This window comes from Alteromonas nitratireducens (genome assembly GCF_040812025.1).
GTDB classification, from domain to species: Bacteria; Pseudomonadota; Gammaproteobacteria; order Enterobacterales; family Alteromonadaceae; genus Alteromonas; species Alteromonas nitratireducens.
Genome location: NZ_JBFNPK010000006.1, coordinates 73,674 through 86,847, shown reverse-complemented (window position 1 = coordinate 86,847; position 13,174 = coordinate 73,674). Strand labels below are relative to the sequence as shown.

At 54.5% G+C, this 13,174-nt stretch carries 13 protein-coding genes; all 13 read left to right on the top strand.

Features of this window, described 5'->3' with window-relative positions; all coding sequences use genetic code 11:
* The first annotated feature begins 7 nt into the window (after positions 1–7).
* The 13 genes from gmk to AB1N33_RS07385 all read left to right on the top strand — a co-directional run bounded on the left by gmk (position 8) and on the right by AB1N33_RS07385 (position 13,156).
* Complete coding sequence (gmk, locus tag AB1N33_RS07445) at positions 8–649, top strand: guanylate kinase (protein WP_411270918.1); 642 nt, start codon at positions 8–10, stop codon at positions 647–649.
* Between the two features lie 105 nt (positions 650–754).
* Positions 755–1,027 carry a DNA-directed RNA polymerase subunit omega gene (gene rpoZ, locus AB1N33_RS07440; protein WP_411270917.1) on the top strand — a complete coding sequence of 91 codons (273 nt, stop codon included), beginning with the start codon at positions 755–757 and terminating at the stop codon, positions 1,025–1,027.
* A 135-nt stretch (positions 1,028–1,162) separates the two neighbouring features.
* Complete coding sequence (gene spoT, locus AB1N33_RS07435) at positions 1,163–3,271, top strand: bifunctional GTP diphosphokinase/guanosine-3',5'-bis pyrophosphate 3'-pyrophosphohydrolase (RefSeq protein WP_411270916.1); 2,109 nt, start codon at positions 1,163–1,165, stop codon at positions 3,269–3,271.
* 20 nt (positions 3,272–3,291) lie between these two features.
* Positions 3,292–3,678 (top strand): deaminase RidA, encoded by a 387-nt coding sequence (gene ridA / locus AB1N33_RS07430; RefSeq protein WP_411270915.1) that lies wholly within the window; start codon positions 3,292–3,294, stop codon positions 3,676–3,678.
* Between the two features lie 4 nt (positions 3,679–3,682).
* The gene (trmH, locus tag AB1N33_RS07425; RefSeq protein ID WP_411270914.1) at positions 3,683–4,402 is read left to right on the top strand and encodes a tRNA (guanosine(18)-2'-O)-methyltransferase TrmH; all 720 of its coding nucleotides are present in this window, start codon (positions 3,683–3,685) and stop codon (positions 4,400–4,402) included.
* 93 nt (positions 4,403–4,495) lie between these two features.
* Positions 4,496–5,128 carry a peroxiredoxin-like family protein gene (locus AB1N33_RS07420; RefSeq protein ID WP_411270913.1) on the top strand — a complete coding sequence of 211 codons (633 nt, stop codon included), beginning with the start codon at positions 4,496–4,498 and terminating at the stop codon, positions 5,126–5,128.
* Positions 5,129–5,251: 123 nt separating this feature from the next.
* Positions 5,252–7,324, top strand: coding sequence for an ATP-dependent DNA helicase RecG (gene recG, locus AB1N33_RS07415; RefSeq protein ID WP_411270912.1), 2,073 nt, complete (start codon positions 5,252–5,254; stop codon positions 7,322–7,324).
* Positions 7,317–8,084, top strand: a complete 768-nt coding sequence (locus AB1N33_RS07410; protein WP_411270911.1) for a class I SAM-dependent methyltransferase — start codon at positions 7,317–7,319, stop codon at positions 8,082–8,084. The genes recG and AB1N33_RS07410 overlap by 8 nt, the downstream gene beginning before the upstream one ends.
* Before the next feature lie 9 nt (positions 8,085–8,093).
* Positions 8,094–8,567, top strand: coding sequence for a peroxiredoxin (locus AB1N33_RS07405; protein ID WP_411270910.1), 474 nt, complete (start codon positions 8,094–8,096; stop codon positions 8,565–8,567).
* 199 nt (positions 8,568–8,766) lie between these two features.
* The gene (locus AB1N33_RS07400) at positions 8,767–9,579 is read left to right on the top strand and encodes a hypothetical protein (protein ID WP_411270909.1); all 813 of its coding nucleotides are present in this window, start codon (positions 8,767–8,769) and stop codon (positions 9,577–9,579) included.
* A 9-nt stretch (positions 9,580–9,588) separates the two neighbouring features.
* Positions 9,589–10,623 carry an ABC transporter substrate-binding protein gene (locus tag AB1N33_RS07395; RefSeq protein ID WP_411270908.1) on the top strand — a complete coding sequence of 345 codons (1,035 nt, stop codon included), beginning with the start codon at positions 9,589–9,591 and terminating at the stop codon, positions 10,621–10,623.
* Complete coding sequence (locus tag AB1N33_RS07390; RefSeq protein WP_411270907.1) at positions 10,620–12,140, top strand: ABC transporter permease; 1,521 nt, start codon at positions 10,620–10,622, stop codon at positions 12,138–12,140. The genes AB1N33_RS07395 and AB1N33_RS07390 overlap by 4 nt, the downstream gene beginning before the upstream one ends.
* Positions 12,140–13,156 carry an ABC transporter ATP-binding protein gene (locus tag AB1N33_RS07385; protein WP_411270906.1) on the top strand — a complete coding sequence of 339 codons (1,017 nt, stop codon included), beginning with the start codon at positions 12,140–12,142 and terminating at the stop codon, positions 13,154–13,156. The genes AB1N33_RS07390 and AB1N33_RS07385 overlap by 1 nt, the downstream gene beginning before the upstream one ends.
* Positions 13,157–13,174 lie beyond the last annotated feature (18 nt).

The following is a 13,174-nucleotide window of genomic DNA, read 5'->3' as shown; positions in this document are numbered from 1 at the left end:
CTGTCTTATGGCCACACTACTTGGAAATCTGTTTATTCTTGCGGCACCGTCGGGCGCCGGAAAGTCGAGCCTGATTAAAGCGCTGATTGAAAAACACGGCGCAAATGACCGCCACCCGGTCCAGGTCTCGGTATCACATACCACCCGCAGTCCACGCCCCGGTGAGGTGGACGGTGAGCATTACCACTTCGTCAGTCGCAAGCAGTTTGAGATATTGATTGAACAGGGTGTGTTTTTTGAATGGGCTGAGGTGTTTGGTAACTATTACGGCACCTCCCGCGTCACCATTGAACAGACCCTGCATCGCGGCATTGATGTGTTTCTTGATATCGACTGGCAGGGCGCGCGCCAGGTAAAGCAGCAACTGCCTGACACCTGCGGCATTTTTATTCTGCCACCGTCAATGGATACCCTACGCGAGCGTCTGACAAAACGCGGACAGGACAGTGACGAGGTGATCGCAGGACGCATGCAGCAGGCGGTATCTGAGATGTCGCATTTCAATGAGTTTGACTACGTGATCATCAATGATGATTTCACCCAGGCACTGAGTGAACTCGAAGCCATCGTCAGCTCGCAGCGCCTGCGCGCAGTAAAGCAGCAGATGCGTCACGGGGCGCTGCTCGATGATCTGCTGGGATCGGCCTGATCCGGCTGCGTGGAATTTACACAAAACGCTATGACAAAAGGCTTGGGTGGTATATACTACGCGGCCTTTTAAAAACTTTGTTGCTCAATTTTTTCGGAGAAAACCATGGCTCGCGTAACCGTAGAAGATGCCGTAGATAAGATCGGTAACCGCTTTGACCTGATCCTGATCGCTGCTCGTCGTGCTCGTCAACTTGCTATTGAAGGGAAAGAGCCTATGGTTGACGTTCAGAACGACAAGCCAACTGTAACCGCGCTGCGCGAAATTGAAGCGGAACTGGTTACGGCAGAAACCCTTGAGCAGGACGAAATGCGTGAGCAGGAACAGCAGGAACACGCAGAATTTGCGTCAGTGGCTAACATCCTGTCTGAACAGTAATCCTGACACTAAAATAAGTCTGTTTATGTAGCGCCAGTGCTCTTGTGACGAGGGCACTGGCGTTTTACCATTGGCTTAACGAAAAAATACCCGTATTCTTATCTATCCGGTAACGCAAAACGTCCTGACAATCCTGTGTATCTGTTTGAAGGCCTGAAACAAAAAATTACGCAATACCTTCCTGCTGAACAGGTTCAGCTGGTGCAGGATGCGTATGTGCTTGCGCATGAGGCGCATGATGGCCAGATGCGCTCCAGTGGCGATCCGTATATTACCCACCCTGTTGCCGTGGCCGGCATTCTGGCCGACATGCATCTGGACCACGAAACCCTGATGGCGGCGCTGCTGCATGATGTGATTGAAGATACCCACTACAGCCAGGAAGATCTCGCTGATGCGTTTGGTGATACGGTTGCCGAGCTGGTGGAAGGGGTCAGTAAGCTGGACAAAATTGCCTTCAGCACCAAACAGGAAGCGCAGGCCGAAAACTTCCGTAAGATGATGATGGCGATGGTGCAGGATATCCGCGTTATCCTGATTAAACTGGCGGACCGCACCCACAATATGCGAACACTGGGTTCGTTGCGCCCGGATAAGCGTCGTCGTATCGCGCTGGAAACTCTCGAAATTTATGCCCCTCTTGCCCACCGCCTGGGTATCCATGACATCAAAAATGAGCTCGAGGACTTAGGTTTTCAGGCGATGTATCCGATGCGGCATCGTGCACTTAAGTCGGCTGTGAAGCAGGCACGCGGTAACCGCAAAGAATTAATCGACAATATTCGCAACGAACTGGCTACCCGCCTGGAATCCTACCAGATCGACGCCACCGTCATCGGGCGTGAAAAGCACCTGTATTCCATCTACCGCAAAATGAAAAACAAAGAGCTGATGTTCAACGAAGTGATGGACATCTATGCGTTTCGTATTGTGGTGGACACTGTCGACAACTGTTATCGCGCACTGGGTGCGATGCATAGTCTGTACAAGCCCATTGAAACCCGTTTTAAAGACTATATTGCGATACCCCGTACTAACGGTTATCAGTCGCTGCACACCTCGTTGGTAGGACCGCACGGTATTCCGGTTGAAGTGCAGATCCGTACCCACGAAATGGATCATATGGCCGATAAAGGGGTGGCGGCACACTGGTTGTACAAAGAGCCGGGAGACAACGGCACGACGGCGCAACTGCGGGCGCGCAAATGGATGCAGACGCTGCTCGAACTGCAGCAGTCAGCAAGTTCGTCGTTTGAATTTATCGAATCGGTGAAAACCGACCTGTTCCCTGACGAAATCTATGTGTTTACGCCGGATGGCCGCATCATTGAGCTGCCGATGGGCGCGACGGCCGTCGATTTCGCCTATGCCGTCCACTCTGATGTCGGTAATACCTGTGTTGGCGTGCGCGTGGAGCGACGCAACTACAGCCTGAGTAAGCCGCTGGAAAACGGCCAGACGGTGGAAATTATTACCTCGCCTAAAGCCAAGCCAAATGCCAACTGGCTGAACTTTGTGGTCAGTGCGCGGGCGCGAACCCGCATCCGTCAGTATCTGCGCAAACAGCATAGCCAGGAAGCCATTACCATGGGTAACCGGCTGCTGCGCCATGCGCTGGGCACAGTGAAACTGGACGACATTCCGCAGGAAGACATTGACCGCGTAGTAGCAGAAACCAAACACGACAGCTTTGATGACTTACTGACAGACATTGGACTGGGTAATGAACTGAGCGCGATTGTGGCGCGCCGTCTGCTTGGCGAGAACGCCGAGCTGCCGGAGAAAAAAGGTAATGTGGCAATACGCGGTACCGAAGGCCTGCTGGTGCATTTCGCACGCTGTTGTCATCCTATCCCCGATGATGAAATTGTGGCGGTACTCAGCCCGGGTCGCGGCATGACCATTCACCAGATTGGCTGTACCAACATCAGAAAGCTGACCCGGGAAGAACCCCAGCGGGTGCTGCCGATGCAGTGGGACGAGGAGCCGCAGGGCGAGTTTAAGTCGTCGCTGCGTATTGAGCTGGTGAACCACCAGGGCACTCTGGCAACGCTGACCAATATGATTGCCGGATGCGATTCCAATATTATTGGTCTGCAAACCGAAGAAAAAGAGAGTAATATCTACTTCATTGATATCGAACTGACCACGCACAACCGTGTTCACCTTGCCAGGATCATGCGCAAAATCCGCACCATGCCGGAAGTGCAGCGCGTCTCACGCCACAGTCAGTCCAAACACTAATCACATCAACAGGAAACCCTATGTCTAAGTCCATTATTCAAACTGAGCGGGCCCCACAGGCTATTGGCACTTACAGCCAGGCTGTCAAAGCGGGCACCACGGTATATCTGTCAGGCCAGATCCCGCTGGTTCCTGAGACCATGGAAATGGTCAGCGACGACTTCGCTGCGCAGGCTACACAGGTTTTTGAAAACATCAAAGCGGTCTGTGAAGCGGCAGGCGGTTCTACCAATGATTTGGTGAAAGTGAACATCTTTCTGACCGATCTGGGTAACTTTGCCACCGTCAATGAAATCATGAGCCGCTATTTCAGCAAGCCTTACCCGGCTCGCGCCGCCGTTCAGGTCAGTGCTCTGCCTAAAGGTGCACAGATTGAGATTGACGGTGTGATGGAGCTGCCGGAGTAAATTCATGTCACCAGAACGTTACCAGCGCATCCGCGATGTGCTGGCAAAACGGCAGACCGATTTGACGGTCTGTCTGGAAAACGTGCACAAGCCACATAATGTTTCTGCCATTGTCCGTACCTGTGATGCTATTGGCATTCACCGTGTGCATACGGTGTGGGAACAGAAATACAAACTGCGCGGCGGCACCGCGATGGGCAGCCAGCAGTGGGTACGGGTGACTAACCACGATGACATTGGCAGTGCAATCAACACGCTGAAAGCGCAGGGGATGCAGGTACTGGTTACGCACCTGTCTGACACCGCTGTTGATTTTCGTGATGTGGATTACACCCGGCCAACCGCCGTGCTGTTCGGGCAGGAAAAATACGGGGTTACCGACGAGGCCATAGCCATGGCCGATCAGGATATCGTGATCCCGATGGTCGGGATGGTGCAGTCGCTGAATGTGTCGGTCGCGGCCGCACTGGTGCTATATGAAGCGCAGCGCCAGCGTCAGATTGCCGGCCTGTATGATACCCAGCACCTTGATGAAGACGAGTGCCAGCGCATGCTGTTTGAGGGTGGCTACCCGCGCCTTCAGAAAATGTGTAAACGCAAGGGCATTGCCTATCCGCCGATTGATGACACCGGCCACATCGTTGCCGACGAGGCCTGGTGGCAGGAAATGCAGATGACCTCAGAGGCGCTGGCCGCATTAAAAGCGGACGAAGCCGGTAACTAACGCCATCGCTCACACGATTTTCTCTGCCGGGTGAAATCTCTGGCCGGTATCGCCGGTCAGATGAACAAACCCGAATCAACCAAGAGCACGCGTGTGAAATACCTTACCTCATTACTCTTTATTGCCAGCCTGATGATCAGCCCGTTGTCGGCCGCCATGGTGCGGACCGACTTTGCTGAGAATGCCGCCAGTGTGACCCCCTTGCTGGAAGGCATGATGGTGCCTGACGGTCGACTGATGACGCCGGACGGTGCACCGGTCAGCCTGCGGGCGATCACCCTGCAAAAGCCAACGGTACTGTTGTTTTACCGCGGCGGTTGGTGCCCGTACTGCAATCAGCAGCTAAGTGAGCTCAAACGCATAGAGCGCGACCTGGTGGACATGGGATACCAGATTGTTGCAGTGAGCCCGCAGTCGCTGGAGGAACTTGGTGAGCAGCAGCTGAAAACGGATTTTGCGGCCCAGCTGTATGTTGACCCTACCCTCGAAGTACTCAAAGGCTTTGGTATTGGCTTTTACGTCGATAGCGCCACACAGAGCCGTTATCAGGACTACGGCATTGCCCTGGCGATGACCGGCAACGGAAAAGCCGTACTGCCGGCGCCGGCGCTGTTTATTGTCGATATCAAAGGACGCGTGCAGTTCAGTTACGTTAATCCGGATTATAAGGTTCGTCCGTCAGCCGAGCTGGTACTGGCGGTGGCAAAGGTACTGACGCAAAAATAGTGTGATGGGCTGGCAAAGTGCCAGCCCGTTAGCAAACTGGCCTTTCCCTCTCTCGCCATCCCAGCAGCAATCCAGTACACTGTAAACCACGCTAAAATCAAACAGGTAAGAGGCTGTCCGGGTATGGAGTCGCTCGCCATCGTGCCGGTAACGTCGCTAAAAGGCGTTGGCGCAAAAATGGCAGAAAAACTGGAAAAGCTGGGGCTGGTAACGGTGCAGGATGTGCTGTTTCACCTGCCGCTGCGCTATGAAGACCGCACCCGTATTTACAGTGTGGCCGAGTGCCGGCCGTTCACCCATGTGACGGTGCAGGGTGAGGTAATGAGCGCCGATATCCAGTACGGCAAAAAGCGCATGCTGGTGGTGAAGATCAGTGACGGCACAGGCACGCTGATGCTGCGCTTTTTCCACTTTGGTGCGCTGCAGCGCCAGATGATGTCGCCCGGCAACACCGTGCGCTGTTTTGGTGAGATCCGTGCCGGAAAGTTTGGCCCGGAGATGATGCACCCCGAGTTTTCTCTGGTTAGTGAAGACAATAACGACATGGCGCCGGCACTGACGCCGGTGTACCCGACCACAGAAGGCGTTAAGCAGCTCACCCTGCGCAATCTTACCGAACAGGCGCTAATGCTGCTGGATAAAGGCGGGCTGCCCGATCTCCTGCCAGGTGGTCTGTATGAAGGTCAGCGTACACTGACCGAAGCACTCCATCTTGTGCATCGTCCTTCACCAGAAGAGTCCATGACCGAGCTGGAGGAAGGACGACACCCCGCCCAGTATCGCCTGATTATGGAAGAGCTGCTGGCTCATCATCTCAGTGTACTCAAGGTAAGAAAACAATCTGACGCACAGCCGGGTATTCCGGTGCCGGTGCATCAGGCGCTGATCGACAAGCTGCTCGCCGCACTGCCATTTTCGCCGACCGGCGCGCAGCAGCGGGTGGTTGCGGATATTCAGCAGGACATGGCGCTAAGCCGGCCGATGATGCGACTGGTACAGGGCGATGTCGGCTCGGGTAAAACACTGGTTGCTGCAATGGCGGCGCTGTCAGTGATTGGCGCAGGGTATCAGGTGGCATTAATGGCGCCCACTGAACTGCTGGCCGAACAGCACGCCAGTAATTTCAACGACTGGCTGGCGCCGCTTGGCATTGAAGTCGGCTGGCTGGCAGGCAAACTCAAGGGTAAAGCACGTGATGCGGTACTCGAAAAGCTGGCGTCGGGGGACATCCAGATGCTGGTCGGCACGCACGCGATTTTTCAGGAGCAGGTCAGTTATCACAAACTGGGACTGGTGATTGTGGATGAACAGCATCGCTTTGGCGTGCATCAGCGCCTGGCGTTACGTGAAAAGGGCAGGCAGCAGGGGCGTTATCCGCATCAGCTTATTATGACCGCCACACCCATTCCGCGCACACTGGCAATGACAGCCTACGCCGATCTGGACACCTCGGTGATTGATGAGCTGCCTCCGGGACGCACGCCGGTGACCACGGTGGTGTTGCCGGATACCCGTCGCGGTGATGTGATTGAACGCATTCGTGAGGCCTGTCAGGAGGGCGGGCGTCAGGCCTACTGGGTATGCACACTGATTGACGAGTCTGACGTGCTGGAGTGTCAGGCGGCGGAAGATGCCGCGGTCACTCTTGCCACTGCGCTGCCGGACCTTAACGTGGGGCTGGTGCATGGACGTTTAAAACCGCAGGAAAAACAGCGAATTATGGCCGAGTTTAAAGCAGGTGATATTGATTTGCTGGTGGCAACTACGGTCATTGAAGTGGGTGTGGATGTACCCAATGCCAGTATCATGATTATCGAAAATCCAGAGCGATTGGGGCTGGCACAGCTGCACCAGTTGCGCGGCAGGGTGGGACGTGGTGCGGTAGAAAGCCAGTGTGTGCTGATGTATCAGAGCCCACTGTCAAAAACCGCCACTCAGCGCCTGGCGGTATTGCGAGAGTCGAACGACGGCTTTTACATTGCCCAGCGCGACTTAGAAATTCGTGGTCCGGGCGAATTTATGGGGACCCGCCAGACGGGCCTGGCTGAACTGAAAATTGCGGATTTGGTCAGAGACGCGCAGATGATCCCACTGGTACAGCAAATTGCCGGTACGCTGTGGGAGAAATACCCTTCACATGCGCAGGCCATTATTAACCGCTGGATTGGACGGAAGGAACAATACGGGCATGCCTGAGTCGATATTTCTGTTTGATGCTGAGAACACCACACAAAGTGCGGCACTGGCAGCAAGCATTGCCGAAAAGTGGGGGCTGACCTCTTGCGACGCTCCCCCCGACACCCTCTATCTGCGTATCGATAACAACAGACTCGGTTTGATGGATGGCGCTGATCCCGCGCAGAAGCTGCCGGTGGTCGTCGACTTTTTGTCAGCGGCTACCCAGTATCGACAGTCGCATGGCGGTGGCAAGGCAGAGCCTGTGGTGAAAGCAATTGGGCTCAAAGGCCATACCGATTACCACGTAGTTGATGCAACACCCGGACTGGGTCGCGACGCCTTTGTGCTGGTGAGTGCAGGATGCCGGGTGACGATGATTGAACGTTCGCCGGTGGTTGCTGCTTTGCTGGAAGACGGATTGCGTCGCCTGACAGAAGCACAGCCAGAGACGGCAAAAAGGATGGCGCTCATCCATGGCAATAGTCAGCAAGTGATGCAATACTGGAATGCAGCACCAGTGGATGCAGTGTATCTGGATCCGATGTTTCCACACCGCAAAAAGTCAGCACTGGTGAAAAAAGAGATGCGCCTGTTTCAGCAGTTGCTGGGCGGCGATCCTGATGCAGACGGTCTGCTGGCACCAGCCTGTGAGCTGGCCAGGCACCGGGTTGTGGTAAAACGACCAGACAGTGCCGGTGCGCTGGCAAACACAGCGCCGTCAATGGCAATAACAAGCAAAAAACACCGTTTTGACGTTTATATATGTCATCACAACTAGGAGCACAGAATGATTCAAGTTGGCAGTAATTTACCGGAAGTGGATTTTGGCCTGATTAAAAACGGCGAAATGACAACCCCAAAGACCAGTGAACTGTTTAATGATAAACGCGTGGTGCTGTTTGCTGTACCGGGCGCCTTTACGCCAACCTGTTCACAGGCACACCTGCCTGGCTATGTTGCCCTGGCAGACAAGCTGAAAGCCAAAGGTATCGACAGTATTATCTGTCTGTCGGTGAATGACGCCTTCGTGATGGATGCCTGGGGTAAAGCCAGTAACGCTGAGGAAATTATCATGCTGGCTGATGGTAACGGGTACTTCACCAAGCAAATCGGAATGGACATGAACACCAGTAATTTTGGGGGGGTCCGGTCGGTGCGTTACTCTATGCTGGTAGACGATGGTGTGGTAGAAAAGCTGAATGTGGAAGATCCGGGCCGCTTTGAAGTCAGCGACGCCCAGACAATGCTGGACAGCCTGTAAACTATGGCGGAAGCGCGCGCTGTGCGCTTCCAGCCCTTCTCATGGCATGTCTGCCAGACACGTGTCTTTTTCGAATAAGTAATCCTCTGGCGTAAACGTCACGTACCGCATTCTAAGCGGCATTGGGAGACCTCCCGCTTTACTCTTCGAATGATAATAAGTATCATTTGCACACAAAGTTTTTGAAACAGGACAGGTAATGACAACGTTCAGTAAGCAGTACCGTGTAATGGCTTTTCTGGCCGCATTCAGCGCCCCTTTGTTTTCTGGTGTCGCGCTGGCGAACGGTGAAATCACCGACCAGGTTAATCATCTCAAAGAGCACATTGGTGAATACACTGAAGAGGTGCACTGGCTGGAAGATAAATTCGGCAGCGTGGTCGACGCCTACGAAGAAAACGGTAAAGGTAACGTTGATACCGATCAAATGATTGATTTCTGGGAAGAAGTAAACTTCCATTCAGCCATCGAAACACAGTTTGTTCCGATTTATGCATCCATCTGGCAGGGTATTTATGGCGTAAAACAAGCCATTGATGGTGGCGCTGACATTGCCAAAGTGCGGGCAGAAGAGACCAAGCTTCAGCAAGCCTTGTGGCAAGGGTTAGGTGCCGTTAAACTTGCTGCCCAGTATCAGCAGAATGGCCTGATAAAAGCTGTCCGCACAACGGCGAGCGAGCCGGTTACCGGGCCTGAAGTTATCGACGACATCAAGCAGCGTCTGCACCGGGTAGTTGCAAAGTATGCTGAGCAGCTGACCGAAGTGGCAACCACGCTGGTTCACGACACCTACATGCAGCGTTTTGAAGGCATCGAGGGTGCGCTTATCGAACAGAACGCGGACCTGGTTGAGGAACTTGAAAAAGATTTCAACGTAACCCTGCCGCAGGCAATTGAGAAGAATGCCGGCGTAGACGCTGTGCGCAATGTGGTGGAATCGATGCAGGCCAAGCTCGACAAAGCAAGAACGTTGCTGGTCAATGCTGAGAAAAATCGCAAAGCCGTATTTTAGGAAGTAAGTATGCACCGCAGAACATTTTTACGTGGCGTCGGCGCGGCGGGAATTCTGGGCGCGCTGCCCTTTTCCAGCCGGTTTAGTCTCGCCGCCACCGGCCCGCTGTCGGTTACGCAGCTCCCGGCGCTGGAAGGTGACCTCACGCTTTATCTCGGGCGGGGTGAGGGTGGCCTGTATGAAAATGTTCTGGATGCCATAAAAAAACGCAATCCAAAACTGAATCTGCAAATTCGTCGCGGCGGTACTGCCGCGCTGGCAAATACCATCGTGGCTGAGTCAAAAGCCGGGGTGCGTCGGGCGGATTTATTCTGGGCAGTGGACGCGGGTTCAATCGGTATGATCACCGATCACGGCCTGGCACAACCTCTGCCAGACGACATAACCGCGCAACTGAAGCCTGGCTTTCAGTATCCACGCTGGTCGCCGGTAACCGGACGCATCCGCACGTTGCCCTATAACCCGGAGCGCGTTCAGCGTGCGCAAATTCCCGATAACATTATGGCACTGGCCGACAGTGACCTGGCCATCGGCTGGGCGCCTGCCTATGCGTCGTTCCAATCCTTTGTTACTGCCATGCGACTGATTGAAGGCGAAAAAGCCACAAAAGACTGGCTGCGAGGGGTGGACCGCAACGCGAAAAAGTATGCCGGTGAACTTGGCGTGGTTATGGGTGTTGAGCGTGGTGAAGTGGATGTGGGCTTTGCCAATCATTACTACACACTGCGACTGAAAGCAGGAAAACCTGACGCCAGTGTTGAACTGGCTTTCACTAACAACGATGCCGGTTGCCTGGTCAATGCATCAGGCATCATGGCGCTGAGTGAAGGTGACTTACCGGTTAATTTCATCCGCTATCTGCTGACCGAAGAAGTGCAGTCGTACCTGGCCTCTGAAGCGTATGAAATTCCGCTGGTGGATAAGGTCGCGATGCCGCAGGGGTTACCTGCACTGTCCAGCGTAAACCCGCCGGATATGGATTTACGCAAGCTTGCCGACCTGCGCCCGACGCTTGATATGATGCGGGATATCGGCGTACTGTGACGAACTGGCTCAAGCCGTACCCGCTGGCGTTCATTATTGCGCTACTGGCCATTTTGCCGGTCGGCGTACTGGTATCGCTGGCCTCTGAAAGTGCACAACTGTTCGATACCCATAACCTGCGGGTACTCGGCAACACGCTGGCGCTGGTTGTTCTTACCATTATCGGCGCCATTATCATGGGCGTACCACTCGCGCTGTTTACCGCCTATGTGCAGGGCCCGTTCAAAAAATTGTGGCTGATATTGCTGGCAGCACCGCTGGCGCTGCCCAGTTATATCGGTGCCTTCGCAATGTACTTTTCGTTTGGCCGTGGTGGCGAAATTGAAACCCTGACCGGTATGCCGGTGCCACCCATTAACGGCTTGTGGGGCACTGCGCTGGTGATGTCGCTGTATACCTATCCGTTTGTGATGATGACCACCCGGGCGTCATTACTCAGTCAGGATGCCAGTCTGGTCAATGCATCCCGGTTGCTTGGGCTGTCGCTATGGCGCAGTTTGTGGCGGGTTGTGTTACCACGTGCCTTTAACAGTATCGCGGCCGGCGCACTGCTGGCGGCATTATACGCACTCTCTGATTTTGGTACGCCTGCAATTATGGGGCTGGATACCTTCACGCGGGTGATTTTTGTTGAATACAATGCGTTTGGCCTGAGCCAGGCGGCAATGTTGTCCTTACAACTTATGGTGATTGTCGGGCTGGTGTTGTTTCTGGAGTCGCAGGTAAGCGGCGCAAAAGAGCGCCCCGGACGTCACCTTACCCTGTGGCCGTCGAAATGGCAGTATTTTGCGATGCTGGCCAGTGCGCTTCCGATTATCCTGATGGCAATTGTGCTGCCGATGGCAATTTTTACGCTGTGGCTGGTGCGTGAGGGGATGGGAGGCTTTGAACTGCAGTACGCATGGAATTCGGCCTATGCGTCATTCCTGGCGGCGATTGTCGCGGTGATCTGCGCTATTCCGGTTGCCCACGCGGCTATTGCCGGCAAGGCTGGCAGACTGATGGAGCGGATTACCTATTTAGGTTTTGGCGTACCCGGCATTGTCATGGGCACCGCGCTGGTCTACTTAGGGCTACAATTGCCGTTTCTGTATCAGACGCTGGCGCTACTGGTGGTGGCGTATGTGTTGCGGTTTATTCCGCTGGCGGTGGGCAGCGTGCGCACCACAGCAGAAAATCTTGATTCGGGCATGGTCAAAGCGGCGCGAGTATTGGGCGCCAGTCCCCGCGAAGCCTTTATGCGCATTACCCTGCCATTGTCGTTACGTGGTATGGTAGCCGGTGCGGCGCTGGTGTTTCTTGAAGCGATGCGCGAATTGCCCGCTACCCTGATGCTCGGTCCGACCGGCTTTGAAACCCTGGCAACCTATATGTGGCGGGTATACGAGGCAGGCTACTTTGGTCGTGCCGCGGTGCCCGGATTACTGCTGGTGTTACTGTCCGGCCTGGGACTGATCCTCATGTTATCAGGCGAGAGCCGGGCTGAATTTACCTTGTCGGAGGATGAACGTCGTTAATGCTGAAGGTGAGTGATTTATCGGTTAATTATGGTGCAAACCGGGTAGTAGATAAACTTAACCTGGCGCTTGGTGATGATGAAATTCTCATGCTGGTGGGGCCGACCGGCTGCGGTAAAACCACCATTTTGCAGGCACTGGCAGGGCTTATTCCAATTTCAGAAGGTAGCATCCAACTGGGTGCCTGGACCTCGACTGCCGATAAGCCAGTCGCGCCGGAAAAGCGCAATGTTGGTATGGTCTTCCAGGATTTCGCCTTATTTCCTCACCTCACCGTTGAGCAGAACGTCAGCTTTCGTTTAAAAAACTCACGTCTTGCTGACCACTGGTTAGCCCTGCTGGGAATGGATAACTTCCGCCATGCCAAACCTGCGCAGCTATCCGGCGGTCAGAAGCAGCGTGTTGCGCTGGCGCGCACACTGGCCCACGAGCCTGCCTTTGTGCTGCTCGATGAGCCCCTGTCTAACCTGGATGCTGCACTAAAAGACAGTCTGCGCTGGGAAATTCGAAGCGCGCTGAAGGAAGCGGGTGTTCCCGCTATCTGGGTTACCCATGATCAGGACGAAGCGCTTTCCGTCGGCGACCGGGTAGGGGTATTAAAAGGGGGTGTACTGGAGCAAATCGACACCCCCGCAGCCTGCTTTGCCAAACCGGCAAGTCGCTTTGTCGCCAGGTTTCTGGGTGAGGCCAGCTTTATGCCCGGGCACCTTGAAAATGGTGTTATCACGACTGACATCGGTAATGTCCCTGCTACTCCAATCAACGGGGCGACTGGCGATGTGGACGTATTGATACGTCCTGATGATCTGTCGCTTAGTATCGACAACGGCAGTACTAACGGCGTTATTGAATGGGCCCGTTATGAAGGCGGCAGTCGCCTGTATGCGGTAAACATGGATAATGGCAGTGAGCTGAAAATTCGGGTCAGCCACGAAACCGCGCACCCACCGGGTACGCGCGTTCAGTTAGCAATGACGACGACCCATCCGCTGGCAGCGTTCACACGCGAGGGATAATTCCTGAACGTGCATTGA

Excerpts from the sequence above, each read along its gene's own strand:
- gmk (WP_411270918.1), top strand. The coding sequence starts at position 8 with ATGGCCACACTACTTGGAAATCTGTTTATTCTTGCGGCACCGTCGGGC.
- rpoZ (WP_411270917.1), top strand. The coding sequence starts at position 755 with ATGGCTCGCGTAACCGTAGAAGATGCCGTAGATAAGATCGGTAACCGC.
- ridA (WP_411270915.1), top strand. The coding sequence starts at position 3,292 with ATGTCTAAGTCCATTATTCAAACTGAGCGGGCCCCACAGGCTATTGGC.
- trmH (WP_411270914.1), top strand. The coding sequence starts at position 3,683 with ATGTCACCAGAACGTTACCAGCGCATCCGCGATGTGCTGGCAAAACGG.
- recG (WP_411270912.1), top strand. The coding sequence starts at position 5,252 with ATGGAGTCGCTCGCCATCGTGCCGGTAACGTCGCTAAAAGGCGTTGGC.
- AB1N33_RS07410 (WP_411270911.1), top strand. The coding sequence starts at position 7,317 with ATGCCTGAGTCGATATTTCTGTTTGATGCTGAGAACACCACACAAAGT.
- AB1N33_RS07405 (WP_411270910.1), top strand. The coding sequence starts at position 8,094 with ATGATTCAAGTTGGCAGTAATTTACCGGAAGTGGATTTTGGCCTGATT.
- AB1N33_RS07400 (WP_411270909.1), top strand. The coding sequence starts at position 8,767 with ATGACAACGTTCAGTAAGCAGTACCGTGTAATGGCTTTTCTGGCCGCA.
- AB1N33_RS07395 (WP_411270908.1), top strand. The coding sequence starts at position 9,589 with ATGCACCGCAGAACATTTTTACGTGGCGTCGGCGCGGCGGGAATTCTG.
- AB1N33_RS07385 (WP_411270906.1), top strand. The coding sequence starts at position 12,140 with ATGCTGAAGGTGAGTGATTTATCGGTTAATTATGGTGCAAACCGGGTA.